General features: G+C 63.2%; 13 protein-coding genes and 2 tRNA genes. 8 read left to right on the top strand and 7 right to left on the bottom strand.

Features of this window, described 5'->3' with window-relative positions:
• Nucleotides 1-49: 49 nt before the first annotated feature.
• From leuC to NY78_RS05530, 5 genes are all read right to left on the bottom strand, one after another.
• Nucleotides 50-1,309 carry a 3-isopropylmalate dehydratase large subunit gene (gene leuC, locus NY78_RS05550; protein ID WP_043632789.1) on the bottom strand — a complete coding sequence of 420 codons (1,260 nt, stop codon included), beginning with the start codon at nucleotides 1,307-1,309 and terminating at the stop codon, nucleotides 50-52.
• Nucleotides 1,294-2,835 carry a 2-isopropylmalate synthase gene (locus NY78_RS05545; protein ID WP_043632786.1) on the bottom strand — a complete coding sequence of 514 codons (1,542 nt, stop codon included), beginning with the start codon at nucleotides 2,833-2,835 and terminating at the stop codon, nucleotides 1,294-1,296. Before NY78_RS05545 ends, leuC begins: the two co-directional genes overlap by 16 nt.
• A gap of 122 nt (nucleotides 2,836-2,957) precedes the next feature.
• Entirely contained in the window at nucleotides 2,958-3,731 is a 774-nt protein-coding gene (pssA, locus tag NY78_RS05540) for a CDP-diacylglycerol--serine O-phosphatidyltransferase (RefSeq protein WP_043632784.1), read from the bottom strand.
• 44 nt (nucleotides 3,732-3,775) lie between these two features.
• Entirely contained in the window at nucleotides 3,776-4,420 is a 645-nt protein-coding gene (locus tag NY78_RS05535) for a phosphatidylserine decarboxylase family protein (protein WP_043632783.1), read from the bottom strand.
• Complete coding sequence (locus NY78_RS05530; protein WP_156180872.1) at nucleotides 4,413-5,045, bottom strand: HAD family hydrolase; 633 nt, start codon at nucleotides 5,043-5,045, stop codon at nucleotides 4,413-4,415. The genes NY78_RS05535 and NY78_RS05530 overlap by 8 nt, the downstream gene beginning before the upstream one ends.
• A 128-nt stretch (nucleotides 5,046-5,173) precedes the next feature.
• On the opposite strand from NY78_RS05530, the gene NY78_RS05525 reads away from it, so the two are divergent.
• From NY78_RS05525 to NY78_RS05490, 8 genes are all read left to right on the top strand, one after another.
• Entirely contained in the window at nucleotides 5,174-6,133 is a 960-nt protein-coding gene (locus NY78_RS05525; RefSeq protein WP_043632780.1) for a YbgA family protein, read from the top strand.
• A gap of 14 nt (nucleotides 6,134-6,147) precedes the next feature.
• Nucleotides 6,148-7,266, top strand: a complete 1,119-nt coding sequence (locus NY78_RS05520; RefSeq protein WP_043632777.1) for a serine hydrolase domain-containing protein — start codon at nucleotides 6,148-6,150, stop codon at nucleotides 7,264-7,266.
• Nucleotides 7,267-7,360: 94 nt separating this feature from the next.
• Entirely contained in the window at nucleotides 7,361-7,819 is a 459-nt protein-coding gene (locus NY78_RS05515; RefSeq protein ID WP_043632775.1) for an Hsp20/alpha crystallin family protein, read from the top strand.
• Between the two features lie 657 nt (nucleotides 7,820-8,476).
• Nucleotides 8,477-8,551 (top strand) — tRNA-Cys (locus NY78_RS05510).
• Between the two features lie 14 nt (nucleotides 8,552-8,565).
• A tRNA-Gly gene (locus tag NY78_RS05505) sits at nucleotides 8,566-8,640 on the top strand.
• Between the two features lie 102 nt (nucleotides 8,641-8,742).
• The gene (locus NY78_RS05500; protein ID WP_043632773.1) at nucleotides 8,743-9,474 is read left to right on the top strand and encodes a class I SAM-dependent methyltransferase; all 732 of its coding nucleotides are present in this window, start codon (nucleotides 8,743-8,745) and stop codon (nucleotides 9,472-9,474) included.
• A 31-nt stretch (nucleotides 9,475-9,505) separates the two neighbouring features.
• Nucleotides 9,506-11,251 carry a YcaO-like family protein gene (locus NY78_RS05495; RefSeq protein ID WP_043632770.1) on the top strand — a complete coding sequence of 582 codons (1,746 nt, stop codon included), beginning with the start codon at nucleotides 9,506-9,508 and terminating at the stop codon, nucleotides 11,249-11,251.
• 291 nt (nucleotides 11,252-11,542) lie between these two features.
• Entirely contained in the window at nucleotides 11,543-11,860 is a 318-nt protein-coding gene (locus NY78_RS05490; protein WP_006921540.1) for a TusE/DsrC/DsvC family sulfur relay protein, read from the top strand.
• A 260-nt stretch (nucleotides 11,861-12,120) separates the two neighbouring features.
• Here NY78_RS05490 and NY78_RS05485 read toward each other — a convergent pair whose 3' ends face one another.
• Nucleotides 12,121-13,212, bottom strand: coding sequence for an HlyD family secretion protein (locus NY78_RS05485; RefSeq protein WP_043632767.1), 1,092 nt, complete (start codon nucleotides 13,210-13,212; stop codon nucleotides 12,121-12,123).
• A 9-nt stretch (nucleotides 13,213-13,221) separates the two neighbouring features.
• A complete protein-coding gene (locus NY78_RS05480) occupies nucleotides 13,222-13,428 on the bottom strand; it encodes a DUF1656 domain-containing protein (RefSeq protein ID WP_043632764.1) in 207 nt (68 codons plus the stop codon).
• Between the last annotated feature and the right edge of the window lie 8 nt (nucleotides 13,429-13,436).

Raw genomic sequence — 13,436 nt, 5'->3', positions numbered from 1 at the left:
CACCCCCCCGGCCGCCGGAGGCATCTTATTCTTCTCTTCCCTCTACCAACTACACCTTCAGCGGATCGATAATCTCTCCTGCCACTGCTGCCGCTGCGGCAGCGGCCGGGCCAGAGAGGTAGACTTCGCTTTCCAGGCTGCCCATGCGGCCTTTGAAGTTGCGGTTGGTGGTGGCGATGGCGCGTTCGCCGCCGGCCAGGATGCCCATGTGGCCGCCGAGGCACGGGCCGCAGGTGGCGGGGCCGACGATGCAGTTGGCGTCCATGAAGGTGGCGATGAGTCCTTCGGCCAGGGCCTGACGCCAGATATTGGGCGTGGCGGGCAGGACGATGCAGCGCACGGAGTCGGCCACTTTTCTGCCTTTGAGGATGGCGGCGGCTTCGCGCAGATCTTCGATGCGGCCGTTGGTGCAGGAACCGATGACGGCCTGATCGATGGGCAGTCCGGCCACGGCGGACACGGGTTTGACGTTGTCGGGCAGGTGCGGGCAGGCGATCTGCGGCTCCATGCCGTCGGCATTGATGGTGACGGTGCGTTCGTAGACAGCATTGGGGTCGGCGCTCAGGGCCACGTCGCCGGTTCGGCCGTGGGCCGCGGCGTAGGCCAGGGTCTTGGCGTCCACCGGGAACAGGCCGACTTTGCCGCCGGCTTCGATGGCCATGTTGGACATGGTCATGCGGCCTTCGACGGACAGGGCCGCAGCGAGGTCGCCGGTGAATTCCAGGGCTTTATAGAGCGCGCCGGACACGCCGATGGTTCCGATCAGGGCCAGCATGAGGTCTTTGGCTCCGACGTACTGGCGAAGCGTGCCGGTGAGGATGACCTGGATAGTGGGCGGCACCTTGAACCAGGTTTCGCCAAGGGCCATGCCGGCGGCGATGTCGGTTGAACCCATGCCGGTGGCAAAGGCTCCAAGGCCGCCGTAGGTGCAGGTGTGGGAGTCTGCGCCGATGATCACGTCGCCCGGGCCAACCAGGCCGAGTTCGGGCAAAAGGGCGTGTTCGACGCCGACGTTGCCGCCCTCGAAGTAATGGGTGATGCCCATTTCCTTGGCGAATTCGCGGCAGACCTTGACCTGCTCGGCCGAGGCGATGTCCTTGTTGGGCGTAAAATGGTCGGCCACAATGGCAACCTTGTCTTTGTCAAAGACGGCGGCAGCGCCCATCTTCTTAAAGGACTTGATGGCAAGCGGCGCAGTGATGTCGTTGGACAGGACCAGGGAGAGCCGGCAACGGATAATCTGCCCCGGACCCGTAATTTGCTCGTCGCTGTGCTGTTGCAGAATTTTCTCGGCTAAAGTTGCGGGCATATCCGTTCCTCCTCTTTCTTGGCCAAACGATTGAGTGCGTTGATAAAGGCCAGGGTGCTGGCCATGATGACGTCGTCGTGGACGCCGCGTCCGACAGTGGTGGCCGCGCCGTCGCGGATGCGCACGGTCACTTCACCCTGGGCATCGGTGCCGCCGGTGATGGCGTTGATCTGGTATTCTTCGAGTTCGGGCTTGCGGCCAACAGCCTGGCACACGGCGTTAAAGACCGCATCCACCGGGCCGGAGCCGGCGGAATAGTGGCGCACGGACTGGCCTTCCACCAGCATTTCGATGACGGCAAAGGGAGCAAGCTCCACGTTGCCGCAGTGGACGGACAGGTACTGCACGGCATAACGGTCGGGACGGCGCAGGACTTTTTCCAGGATGAGGGCTTCGATGTCTTCGTCGAGGATGCGTTGCTTGCGATCGGCGAGCTGTTTGACGGCGTCGAAGACCACCAACAGTTCGTCGTCGGTGATGCTGTAGCCGAGCTCCTTGACCTTGGCGTCCAGGGCATGGCGGCCGGAGTGTTTGCCAAGGACCACCACCGCGCCTTTGCGGCCGATGTTTTCGGCGGTCATGATCTCGTAGGTACGGCGGTCCTTGAGGATGCCGTGCTGGTGGATGCCGGATTCGTGGGCAAAGGCGTTGCGGCCCATGATGGGGGCATAGGGCGGAATGGGCTGGCCGATGATGCCGGATAAGCGGCGGCACGAGGGGAAAAGCTCCTCGGTGACGATGCCCGTGGTCAGATTATAGTAGTTGGGCCGGGTGTTAAGCCCCATGACCACCTGTTCCAGGGAGGCGTTGCCGGCCCGTTCGCCGATGCCGGAAAGGGTCACTTCGGCCTGCCGCGCCCCGGCGTGCAGCGCGGCCAGGGTGTTGGCCACGGCCAGTCCCAGGTCGTTGTGGCAGTGGACGGCGAAGGTGACGCCCTCGGCCCCGCGCACGGTGGAGCGCAGATGGCGGATCAAATCGGCGAATTCGGCCGGCTGGGCATAGCCGACGGTGTCCGGGATATTGAGGATGGTTGCGCCGGCGGCAATGACCCGTTCGCACACGGCGACCAGGAAGGCCGGGTCGGAACGCGAGGCGTCCTCGGCCGAGAACTGGACCTCGACGCCTTTGCTTACGGCATGGCGCACGGCGGCCTCGGCCATGTCGAGCACCTGGGCCGGAGTTTTGCCGAGCTTGTGCTCCATGTGCAGTTCGCTCGTGGCCAGGAAGGTGTGGATGCGCCGGCGCTGGGCCTTCTTGATGGCTTCAAAGCCCCGGTCGATGTCTGCGGCCAAGGCCCGGCACAGGGCAGCCACAATTGGGGTTTTGACGGCCGCGGCAATGGCGGCCACGGCCTGGAAATCGCCTTCGCTGGCGGCGGGAAAACCGGCCTCGATGATGTCCACGCCAAGCGTTTCGAGCTGGCGGGCCATGCGGACCTTTTCCTCGCGGGTCATGGTGGCTCCGGGCGACTGTTCGCCGTCCCGAAGCGTGGTGTCGAAAATAAATACCCTGTTGTCGTCGGGCATAAGAGTCTCCCCTTTCCCCGCGTTTTCGCGGAGAGGAATGCACACGTGTGATCACGCGGCTGGGCTATGGTTAGCCTGGGGCCGGGGCAATGACAAGAAATGTCAAAAAGAGGATAATGGTATTATGAGAGTTCCTGGAGGGACTCCCGTAGCTTGGAAGCGCGGCGGGGCAGAATGAAAAAGGTGTAGAGGATGCCGGAGGCAAGATAGGCGGAGAAGAGCAGGAAGCCCATGAGCCACGGTTCGGAAGCCACGACGACAAAAAGAAGCAGGGCCGTGACCATGGCGCTGAAGGGATGGGCCTTGACCAAGCCAAATTCCTTGAACGAGGCGTAGCGCACGCGGCTGACCATGAGAAAGGACAAGGCGTAGACAAGAAAGAGGCAGGCCTTGGGCATGACGGCGGCGGCAATGTCGTCGGGCAGATACTGCTCGAACATGTAAAACAGCGAGATCATGCAGCCGGCGGCCGGGATGGGCAGGCCAACAAAGAATTTCTTGGAAGCAGTGGTCTTGCCGGACATGACGTTGAACCGGGCGAGGCGCAGCGCGCCGCAGGCCACGAGCATGAAGGAGGCCAGGATGCCCAGGCGGCCGAACCGGGCCAGCTGCCACTGGTAGACCATGATGGCCGGGGTGACGCCGAAGGCGACCAGATCGGCCAGGGAGTCGAACTGGACGCCGAAATCGCTGCTGGTGCCGGTGAGCCGGGCCACCTTGCCGTCGAGTCCGTCAAACAGGCAGGAAAAGAGGATGGCCAGGGCGGTCATGTCGAAGCGGCCTTCGATGGCCCACAGCGCACCAAGAAAGCCAGCGAACAGGCTGGCCATGGTGAACAGGTTCGGCAGGATATACACGCTCCTGCGAGCCCGGCTCTGGGTGACTTTCTCTTCCATCGATTCCACTTTTATCGGCACTGCGGGCGGTAAAACCCCGCCCCCTACTCAGCCTTTTTCGCCAAAACGGTGACGCCCGCTGTGGTTTTCTGGCCCATTGTGACAGCCGGAGCATACCCCTGTGGCAGATAGACGTCAAGGCGCGAGCCGAACTTGATCATGCCGTAGCGCTCGCCCCGGCCGAGCCGGTCGCCGACCTTGGCCGGGCAGACGATGCGCCGGGCAATGAGTCCGGCGATCTGCATGACCGTGAAACGCGCGCCCTCAGGGTCGGTGACCACGATCATGTTGCGCTCGTTGTCGGTCGAGGCCTTGTCCAGCGAGGCATTGAAGAATTTCCCGGGGATGTAGCGGACTTCCGAGACCACGCCGGTGACCGGCGAACGGTTCACGTGCACGTTAAAGACGTTCATGAAAATGCACACCACCTGCCGCGTTTCGCCGGAAGCCGGATCGGTGGCCTCGCCCATCTTGCAGACCACGCCGTCGGCCGGGGCCACGGCGATGCCAGGCTCGACCGGGGCGGCGCGGTCGGGATCGCGGAAGAAATTGAGCGAGAAAAACGTGAGCAGCAAGAAGAGTCCGGCCAGCCAGGGCCAGCGCAACACGGCAGTGATCAGGGCGGCCAGGGCAAAAAATCCGATGATCGGCAGTCCGTCGCGGGCCAGACCGCAGATGGGATTATACATGGGCGGCTCCAAGGGGTGGACACACGGCGGCCAGTTCGTCAAAAAACGAGGCCCGGTCCCGGTAGAGGATGGTTTTGAAACCAAGGGTCGCGGCCAGGGCCGTGTTGTGACCGGCATCGTCGATAAACAGGGAGGCCTCCGCAGCCACGCCGAGCGCCTTGAGGGCGAGGTGGAAAAACGCAGCTTCGCGTTTGCTTGTGCCGTGGTGGTAGCTGTTAAAGACCCTGTCGAAATGGGAAAAGACGTCATGGCGGGTGTCGAGCCGGGCCAGCCATTCGGTCTGGTCACTCAGGATGGCGGTCTTGAGTCCGGCCGCCCGGGCCGCATCGGCCACGGCAAACATGAAGGGCCGGGGGACAAAGCGGGACAGCACGGCCTCAGTCAGGTCGGCGTCCTCGGCCACGATGCCCGTGGCCCGGCGAAAGGCCTGCCAGAACCCGGCCTCGTCGCAACCGCCGATCACGTACCGGGTGGTCCAGGCCATCTCATAGGCCCGGGGCACCACGATAGCCGGATCGCGCCCGGCTTGCTGGGCGATATGGATGAGTCCCTCGCGGAATCCTTCCTCGGCCAGCACACCGCCGAAATCGAAAAAAATGGCGGTAAGCCCGCACAATTGTTCCATACCCGTCCTTGATTCCGGCTGCATCGCTTCCCATGCCGGCGCAAAGCCCGTACACTGGCATTTGCCTGGATGGCTTTAGCCGCAAAGATGCCCCCCGGCAAGTCGGGAATTCCCTCTGGAGGAAAACCATGTCCGAGACCATCCGCGTCGGGGTCAGCGCCTGTCTGCTCGGCCAGCCTGTCCGCTACGACGGCGGCCATAAGCGTGATCTTTATATTATAGATACCCTGGGCCGCTCTTTCGAATTCGTTCCGGTGTGCCCGGAAGTGGAATGCGGCCTGGGCGTGCCCCGGGAAGCCATGCGCCTGGTCGGCGACCCGGACGCGCCGCGGCTGGTCGCCATCAAATCCGGCCTCGACCACACCGACCGAATGCAGGCCTGGGCCGCCGGGCGCGTTGCGGCACTGGCCGAAGAAAACCTGTGCGGCTTTATCTTCAAATCCAAGTCGCCCTCAAGCGGCCTGACCCGGGTCAAGGTCTACAATGACAAGGGTTCGCCAACCGAACGCGGGGTCGGCCTGTTTGCCCGGGCCTTTATCGACCGCTTTCCCCTGATCCCGGTCGAGGACGAAGGCCGGCTCCATGACGACAAGCTGCGGGAAAACTTCATCGAACGCATTTTCACCCTGACCCGCTGGCGCGCCGCGTTGGCCGGCGACGGCCAGGCCTCGCTTCTCTCCCGGATCATCGCCTTCACCGCCAGCCACAAGCTGCTCCTTATGGCCCACAGCCCGGAGCTGGCCCGGCAGATCGGCCGATTGACCGCCGAAGCCAAGAACTGGCCGGCCGACGCCCTGCGCCAATCCTACGAAACCCTGCTCATGCGGGCCTTGGCCCTGCCGGCCACCCCGGCCAAACACGCCAACGTGCTCCAGCACATCATGGGCTATTTCAAGAAAATGCTCACGACCGGGGAAAAAGCCGAGGTAAACGAGGTGATCGACGCCTATCGCCTGGGCCTCGTGCCGCTCATTGTTCCCATCACCCTGCTTACGCACTACACCCGCAAATACGATGTGGCCTATTTACGTGATCAGGCCTACCTGTCGCCGCACCCCATCGAACTCAAACTGCGCAACCACGCCTGAGCCGGAGCCTGTCCATGCCGCGACGCCCACTCCTGTTTTCCGCCCCGCTCCTCTTAACCGCCCTGCTCCTCCTGGCCGCCGCCCCAGGCGTCCAGGCCGCCCCGCTTCCCGGACGGCAGGCCACGGCCCATCTTGTTGAGAATCTGACCCGCTCGGGCCGGGTACATGGCCTGGTGGTGGGCTATGTCAGCCCGGCCGGGCGCAAGGTCTACGGCTTTGGCCAGCGCGGCGAGGGGCGCGTCGCCAAGGTCCCGGACGGCAGCACGCTTTTTGAGCTCGGCTCCATCACCAAGACCTTCACCGGCCTGCTCCTGGCCCAGGCCGTCCTGTCCGGCCAACTGCACGACACCGATCCCATCCGGCTCACCCTGCCGCCCGGGACGCTGGCCAAAGATTCGCCGCTGTGGTGGGTGAGCTACCTCGATCTGGCCACCCACAGTTCGGGACTGCCCGAAGGGCCGGACAACCTGCCCTCAAAAGATCCGCAAAACCCCATGGCCGGCTATTCCACGGGCCTGCTCCTGCGCTACGTCGCCCAGGCCGCCCTGATCGCGCCCCTGGGCCAGAACTTCTATTACAGCAACGTCGGCGCGGCCCTGACCGGCTATCTGCTGGCCCGGGCCGCCGGCGTCGATTACGAAACCCTGGTGGTGGAGCGTATCTGTACGCCCCTAAGCCTGGCCGACACCCGGGTGACGCTTTCCGAGGACCAGCGCTCCCGCATGACCCACGGCCATGACGCCAAGGGCAGGGTCGTGCCCAACTGGGAAGTCAGCGGCCTGGAAGGCGCCGGGGCGTTGCGGTCCACCGCCGACGACCTGCTCGCCTACGCCGCGGCCAATCTGGGGCTGACCCCGACGCCCCTGCTCGCGCCCGCCCGGCTGGCCCAGTTGCCGCGCAAGCATGTCTCTTCGATCCCGACGCTCTATATCGGCTATTTCTGGAACGTCATGAATTTTGGCGGCAAGGAGTACGTGCTCCACGCCGGCCGCTCCGGCGGGTATTACGCCCTGGTCCTCATGTCCCCGATCGATATGTCCGGGGTGGTGCTCCTTTGCGACACCGAGGGCGATTTCTCCAAAGAAGGCTGGAAACTCCTGGAGCTGCTGACCGGCAAATCCGTCGGGTCGTAATTTCCTTTTTGGAGATGCGGCCCCGGTCTTGACTGACCCTATGGGGTGCTTATGAAAATCATATCCTAATTTCATGTTGACGGAGGTTTGGACCATGTTCAAGCATCTGTTGCCGCGAATGCGGGAGCGTTCTGCGGCTGCCAATCGTCCGGTCAGCTTGTCGGACATGATGGAGGAATTCTGGCGCGAACCCTTTGGCAATCTGTCCCCGCTTTTCCGCGATGCCGGATATCCGGCCGTGGACGTCAGCGAAGCCGACGGCGTTGTCACCGTCAAGGCGGAGTTGCCAGGACTTGATCCCAAGGATGTGACCATCAGTGTTGAAAACGATGCGCTGATCCTTCGCGGCGAAAAGCGCTTCGAAGACGAGCAGAAGAAGGACGATTACCACCGCATCGAACGCGCCTACGGCTCATTTTCCCGCGTCGTCCCCCTGCCCGGCAAGGTGAAGGAGGCCGAAGCCAAGGCCCGCTTCGAAAAGGGCGTGCTCACCGTCACGCTCCCCCGAGACGCAGCCGAGGCTGTCCGCAACATCCCCATCGAAGGCGCATAGCCTGCCTTGCCGCCCCAAAGGCCGGAGCTTCACCGCTCCGGCCTTTTTTGTGGTGAAACGCCCGTACTGCCCGTGAGCGTAGCCACTGGCCCCGCCAGGGGGTGTTTCGGAAGGCCGGGGGACATGGCCTCAGCCTTCCGACCACGCTTCGAGCCCGCGGGGAGAACAGGAAGCCGCCGGATTTCACCGAAAAGGACGACCCGGCCGCCGGTTGCAGGACCAATGGCCTTAATAAGCCCGTGAGTCCCTTGAAGACACGGGATGGGCCATACCCCCCTTGTGCACCCGTTCCCGAAAAAAAGCGGACTCCACTTCGCCCCGTTCTCCCTGCCGGCCGTCCCGGAAACGGGCCAACCAGGGGTGCGGGGGGACCATATTTGGGGTTGCGGTCCGGTCATAGGGGCCGGCCCGCCGGGACAGACCATTTCCCGGCCCGGCAGCCGACACGAGGTCTTCAAAATTTATCATTTAAATACAAATATTTATGTCTCATTTTTGAAATTTTTAAAATTTCCTGTTGACGAGCGGGCCGGATTTTGACAGTTATGCGCCTCGGCAACGGCGGCCGCCCCGCCGAGTCGGACCGGACGGAAAAGATTGAAAAAAGTCATTGACAACCGGGCCGGCAGCGAGTAAACAAATTGCTCCTTGAAACGAGGCGGCATAGCCAAGTGGTAAGGCAGAGGTCTGCAAAACCTCCATTCTCCGGTTCAAATCCGGATGCCGCCTCCACAGCCGAACATTGAGCGGGAATAACTCAGTGGTAGAGTGCAACCTTGCCAAGGTTGAAGTCGCGGGTTCAAATCCCGTTTCCCGCTCCACTGAAAAATCGACAGGGCCGGCCCACAAAGCCGGCCCTTTTTCTTTGCCATGCCCCCGCGATTGCGCTATTGCCGGCAATCCATACCGCACAGGGAGTGTTTATGGACACAGCCATCCCCCTCGACGCCCCCCTCGACGAACTTCTGGACGCTGCCAAGAGCCGCTACGACGTGCACTTCGAGCCCGTCTCCGTGGGCGGCGAAACCCTGGAACTTCTCCAAATAGACGACGTAGCCGCCCTCATTGACCGCCAGTTGGCCATCGCCGGCGACGGCCCGGTCGAGCTGCCCTACTGGGCCACGATCTGGCCCGCCGCCCTGCTCCTGGCCCATTCCCTGCGCCACCTCGGGCCAGCCAACGGCCGCACCCTGCTCGAAGTCGGCAGCGGCATCGGCCTGTGCGGCCTGTTTGCCGCCCAAAAGGGCTTCACCACCCTGGTCACCGACATCCATCCCGACGCCCTGCTTTTTGCCCAGATCAATATTCTGCAAAACGGCCTGGCCGACACGGCCAGCGTCGCCCGAGCCGATTTCACGACCGACCGCCTGGGCCGGCGCTTTGACGTCATCCTCGGGGCTGAGGTGCTTTATCTCCAGGACACCTACCGCAGCCTGCTCAAATTCTTCCTGGCCCACCTCGCGCTCAAAAAAGACGCCGCCCTGCTGTTGGCCAAGGATTTCACCCGCAAGGCCACCCGGTTCATGGAACTGGCCGATGAAGAATTCACCATTGCCGAGCGGGTGGTCGGCTACAAGGAAACCGCCCCGGAGTCGGGACAGCCGGAACGCAAGCTGTGCCAGATCTACCGCATGACGCCCAAAAAGGTCGTCTAGGCGGCAACCCCTACCCGAACGGAAGCATTGCATGGACCACCGCGACACCCTGGCCCCGGGCCTGACCCATCGCCCCAAGGGCTACACCGTCGATCAGGATAAAATCATATCTCCGGCCGAGACCGTGGCCCGGGCCAAAGCCGCCTTTGCCCGGCTCGGCACCGGCGTTTTGGCCGAAACCAAACGCATCGACACCGGCCGACTCGGCATTCCGGTCTTTTTAAGCATCTGCGGCGACGAAGCCCGGGCCGTCATGCCCACCCGCAAGCAGATGGGCAAGGGAGCCTCCCCGGAGCAGGCCGAGGCCTCGGCGCTCATGGAGCTGGCCGAGCGCTACAGTTTTTTCTCGTTTTGGCGCGATGAAGACCGATTCTTCCCGGCCACCTGGAGCGAGGCCGAGGCCCGGTTTGGCGACGCGCTCATCCCATTGTCGGTCATCAAGGCCTCGGTGGGCGAGACCATAAGCGACGCGGACGCCCGGCGCATCCTGGACCTCGTCCCCTGGCGCTTTGCGCTCGTTTCCGACGTGGCCAAGGGGACGGACGTGGCCGTGCCCCTGGATTGGTTTAAGATCTTAAACGAATTTAACGGTTCTTCCGCCGGCAACTGCTTCGAGGAATCCGTGCTCCAGGGGGCCTGCGAGCTGGTCGAGCGCCACGTCTCGACCATCATCGACCGCACCCGCCCCATCCAGCCCACCATCGACCCGGCCAGCCTCCAGGACCCGGTGCTCCAAAAGCTCCTGGACGCCTTCACCAGCCAGGGCATCAAGGTGTGGCTCAAGGATTTCACCCTGGACATGCCCGTGCCGACCATCGGGGCCTTAGCCTATGATCCGGGCACCTTCCCCCATGCCTCGGAGATCGTCTTTACGGCCGGCACGGCGACCTCCCCGGCCAAAGCCGCCATCCGGGCGCTGACCGAAGTGGCCCAGCTGGCCGGCGATTTCGAGAGCCTCTCCAACTACGAGGCCTCGGGCCTGCCCAAGTTCACCTCTGTGGACGCGGCGGCCTGGGTGACCGAAGGTCCGCTTGTCCCCCTGTCCAGCCTGCCCGGCCTTGAGCGCGACGACATTGCCGAGGAGCTGGCCGAGCTGGCCGAGGCCCTGGCTGCGCGCGGCTTTCCGCTTTTGACCGTGGACACCACCCATGCCGAACTCGGCCTTGCGGCCAACTACAACGTGGTGCCCGGTTTTCTCTTTCGCGAACGCACCCCGGCCGCCAGCCTCGGGCTTTTCACCGGCCGACTGCTGGCCGAGGAAGCCGATCCGGCCACGGCCGACGCCGGTCTGGCCGCCCTGGCCGAAATCTACCCCAGCGCCCCCTTCGTGGCCTTTTTCGAGGGTGTGCTGTCCCTTCGCCTGGGCGACGCCGAGGCTGCCGCACCCCAGTTCGCCTGCGCCGAGGCCTTGCAAACCAGTGCCGAGGACAAGGGACTGGCCGCCTTTTACCAGGCCCACGCCCTGTCCCAGCTCGGCCGCTTCGACGAGATCGTGCCCATCTTGGACCGGGCCGTGGCCTATTGCCCCGAGGTCAAGGAATACTTTAATCTGCGCGGCGTGGCCCAGTACAAGGCCGGACGCTACGAGGCGGCTGCCGCCGACTTTGCCGCCGCCCTGGAGCTGGACGCCGGCTCGGCCATGGATCTGGCCAACCTGGGGCTGTGCCAGGCCAAACTGGGGCAGAACGCCCTGGCGGTCCATTACCTGGAAGCGGCCTTGGCCCTGGACCCTTCCATCACGTTCGCCAAGGATCAATTGACCGCCATGGGTCGGTAAAGACTGCGTAAAGTTGTCGCAACAGCGTAGCATAACGGACGAAATCGACGCAGGGCTGTCGCCTCCGCTTTGAAAAGCCGTTGACACCAACAGGTTTTCAAGGATACGTTCGGAAAGTAACGCGGGAGCCTGAAGCTGCCACTGGAGCCGGTTCCCTGACAAGCACGACCCATCGGGCATCAAGGGTGCTCTGATCTATGGGTGAGGCCTCCCCGCTGCGCGTGGGGGCATTGGAATCGCCCGGCTCTCCTGTCGGGCGCTTGTATTATCAACCTTGTAAGGAGGATGCGCATGGCTACTGTTGAGTACAAAGGCAAAACCTTCGAGGTCGACGAAGACGGCTTCCTGCAGAAGTTTGAAGACTGGACCCTGGAATGGGTTGACTACGTGAAGGACTCCGAGGGCATCAAAGAGCTGACCCCGGAGCACAACAAGGTCATCGAGTTCCTGCAGGACTACTACAAGAAGAACGGCATCGCCCCGATGGTGCGCATCCTGTCCAAAGTGACCGGATTCAAGCTGAAGCACATCTACGAGCTGTTCCCGTCCGGACCTGGCAAAGGAGCCTGCAAAATGGCCGGCCTGCCCAAGCCCACCGGCTGCGTCTAGTTCTCGCTTCTCTTCGAGGGAAAAAGGCGGCGGGGCAACCCGCCGCCTTTTTTTGTCTCCGGTCCCCGGCAGGCGCATCCTTGCTCCCAGGGCAGCCCGGCCGTGCCTGCCGGGCTGCCGGACCGCTCTCCCGCCCCGCCGCCGTTACGCTGTCTGTCCCTGCCCGATTTCACTATGGCCCGAATCCATGGCTGCCCCGAACCGCTCCGAGGCCGCCCGGTCAGACCGTTCGATGTTGCCTGCCCGCCGCCTCGGAAGGGTTACAAATGCGTTTGGGTCATAACGAGCACGGAAGCGGTCGTGCCGGCCCGCAGCACGACATTCTCCGGCTTTTGCACAATATGAATCCGGACCGGAATACGCTGGGCCAAACGAATCCATTCGAAGGTGGGGTTGATGGTAGGGAGCAGGTCCTCGCCGGTTGATCCGTCCTGCTGGGCCACGCCCTGGCCTATGCTCTCCACTTCCCCCTCGATTCTCGCATCCGGGTAGGTCATAAGCGTGACAACGGCCTTGTCGCCGGCCGCAATACCGCCGATACATGTTTCGCGGAAGTACCCGGCAATCCAGAAACTGTCGGCATCAACCAGGGCCAGGAGCGGCTGGTTGGCCACGGCCTGACTGCCCGGACGCAGGTTCAGGTTGGCGACGTAGCCATCGACCGGAGCCCGGACCTGGGTGAACTCCAGATTGAGCTTGGCCTCCTCCCACTGGGCCATGGCCTGGCGCAGCAGCGGATTCTCCTCGCCGGGCGCGCCAAGGAGCGCCCGGGAACTGGCCAATTCGGACTCGGCCTTGATCTGGGCCGAAATGGCGCTTTCCAATTGGGCCTGGGCCTGATTGAAATCCGACTGGGCCTTGATGCTGGTCTCCTTGCTCAGGTCATAATCCCGCCGGGCAATGGTGTCCCGGGCCACCAAGGATTCGTTGCGCCCCAGATCCTTGGAGGCTTCATCAAAATGGGCCTTGGCGCTCGTGACCGCAAAACTGGCCTTGCGAATGGCGATTTCGCATTGCTGCCGCGAGGCCGTGGCGCTTTTGACCTGTTGCGTCAGGTTGTCGATCTGGTTGCGCGTCTGGTCCAGGTCGGCGCCGGCCTTGTCAAAGGCGGCCTGAAACGTCCGGGGGTCGATCGCAAAGAGCAGATCGCCCTTGTGGACGAACTGGTTGTCCTTGATCGGCAGCGACACAATCGGGCCGGACACGCGGGGCGTGATCTTGACCACATTTGCCCGGACCTGCCCATCCCGGGTCCAGGGATCGAGCAGGTACTGCCGGAATTTAAGGATCATGAGACCGACGGCAAGACACACAACGGCAGTCGTCAGCACAATTCGAATCGGGAAGCGCATCGAGGTATCCTAGAAAAGAACTGTTTCGATCAGGTTTGAGAAGATGATGGCCAGACACACGAACACCAGCTGCGGGGCGGCAAAATACCGCGACAGGCGAAACCGGTTCAGCCCTCTGGCCAGCCCATAGGCGAGCGCCAGTCCGGAACAGCCGGCGATGAGCAACGGCGGCAGATAGATTCCGGCAATATTGACCTCGCGTGGCGATAGGAGCATCGCTCCCT

Source organism: Desulfovibrio sp. TomC, from assembly GCF_000801335.2.
Classification (GTDB): domain Bacteria; phylum Desulfobacterota; class Desulfovibrionia; order Desulfovibrionales; family Desulfovibrionaceae; genus Solidesulfovibrio.
Note: the sequence above shows the minus strand (reverse complement) of the source record. Positions and strands in the feature narration are given on the sequence as shown.

What these genes read in the sequence shown, in the direction of transcription:
- NY78_RS05515 (WP_043632775.1), top strand. Translation starts at nt 7,361, where the DNA reads ATGTTCAAGCATCTGTTGCCGCGAATGCGGGAGCGTTCTGCGGCTGCC.
- pssA (WP_043632784.1), bottom strand. Translation starts at nt 3,731, where the DNA reads ATGGAAGAGAAAGTCACCCAGAGCCGGGCTCGCAGGAGCGTGTATATC.
- NY78_RS05535 (WP_043632783.1), bottom strand. Translation starts at nt 4,420, where the DNA reads ATGTATAATCCCATCTGCGGTCTGGCCCGCGACGGACTGCCGATCATC.
- NY78_RS05500 (WP_043632773.1), top strand. Translation starts at nt 8,743, where the DNA reads ATGGACACAGCCATCCCCCTCGACGCCCCCCTCGACGAACTTCTGGAC.
- NY78_RS05485 (WP_043632767.1), bottom strand. Translation starts at nt 13,212, where the DNA reads ATGCGCTTCCCGATTCGAATTGTGCTGACGACTGCCGTTGTGTGTCTT.
- NY78_RS05530 (WP_156180872.1), bottom strand. Translation starts at nt 5,045, where the DNA reads ATGGAACAATTGTGCGGGCTTACCGCCATTTTTTTCGATTTCGGCGGT.
- NY78_RS05480 (WP_043632764.1), bottom strand. Translation starts at nt 13,428, where the DNA reads ATGCTCCTATCGCCACGCGAGGTCAATATTGCCGGAATCTATCTGCCG.
- NY78_RS05490 (WP_006921540.1), top strand. Translation starts at nt 11,543, where the DNA reads ATGGCTACTGTTGAGTACAAAGGCAAAACCTTCGAGGTCGACGAAGAC.
- NY78_RS05495 (WP_043632770.1), top strand. Translation starts at nt 9,506, where the DNA reads ATGGACCACCGCGACACCCTGGCCCCGGGCCTGACCCATCGCCCCAAG.
- NY78_RS05545 (WP_043632786.1), bottom strand. Translation starts at nt 2,835, where the DNA reads ATGCCCGACGACAACAGGGTATTTATTTTCGACACCACGCTTCGGGAC.
- NY78_RS05520 (WP_043632777.1), top strand. Translation starts at nt 6,148, where the DNA reads ATGCCGCGACGCCCACTCCTGTTTTCCGCCCCGCTCCTCTTAACCGCC.
- leuC (WP_043632789.1), bottom strand. Translation starts at nt 1,309, where the DNA reads ATGCCCGCAACTTTAGCCGAGAAAATTCTGCAACAGCACAGCGACGAG.
- NY78_RS05525 (WP_043632780.1), top strand. Translation starts at nt 5,174, where the DNA reads ATGTCCGAGACCATCCGCGTCGGGGTCAGCGCCTGTCTGCTCGGCCAG.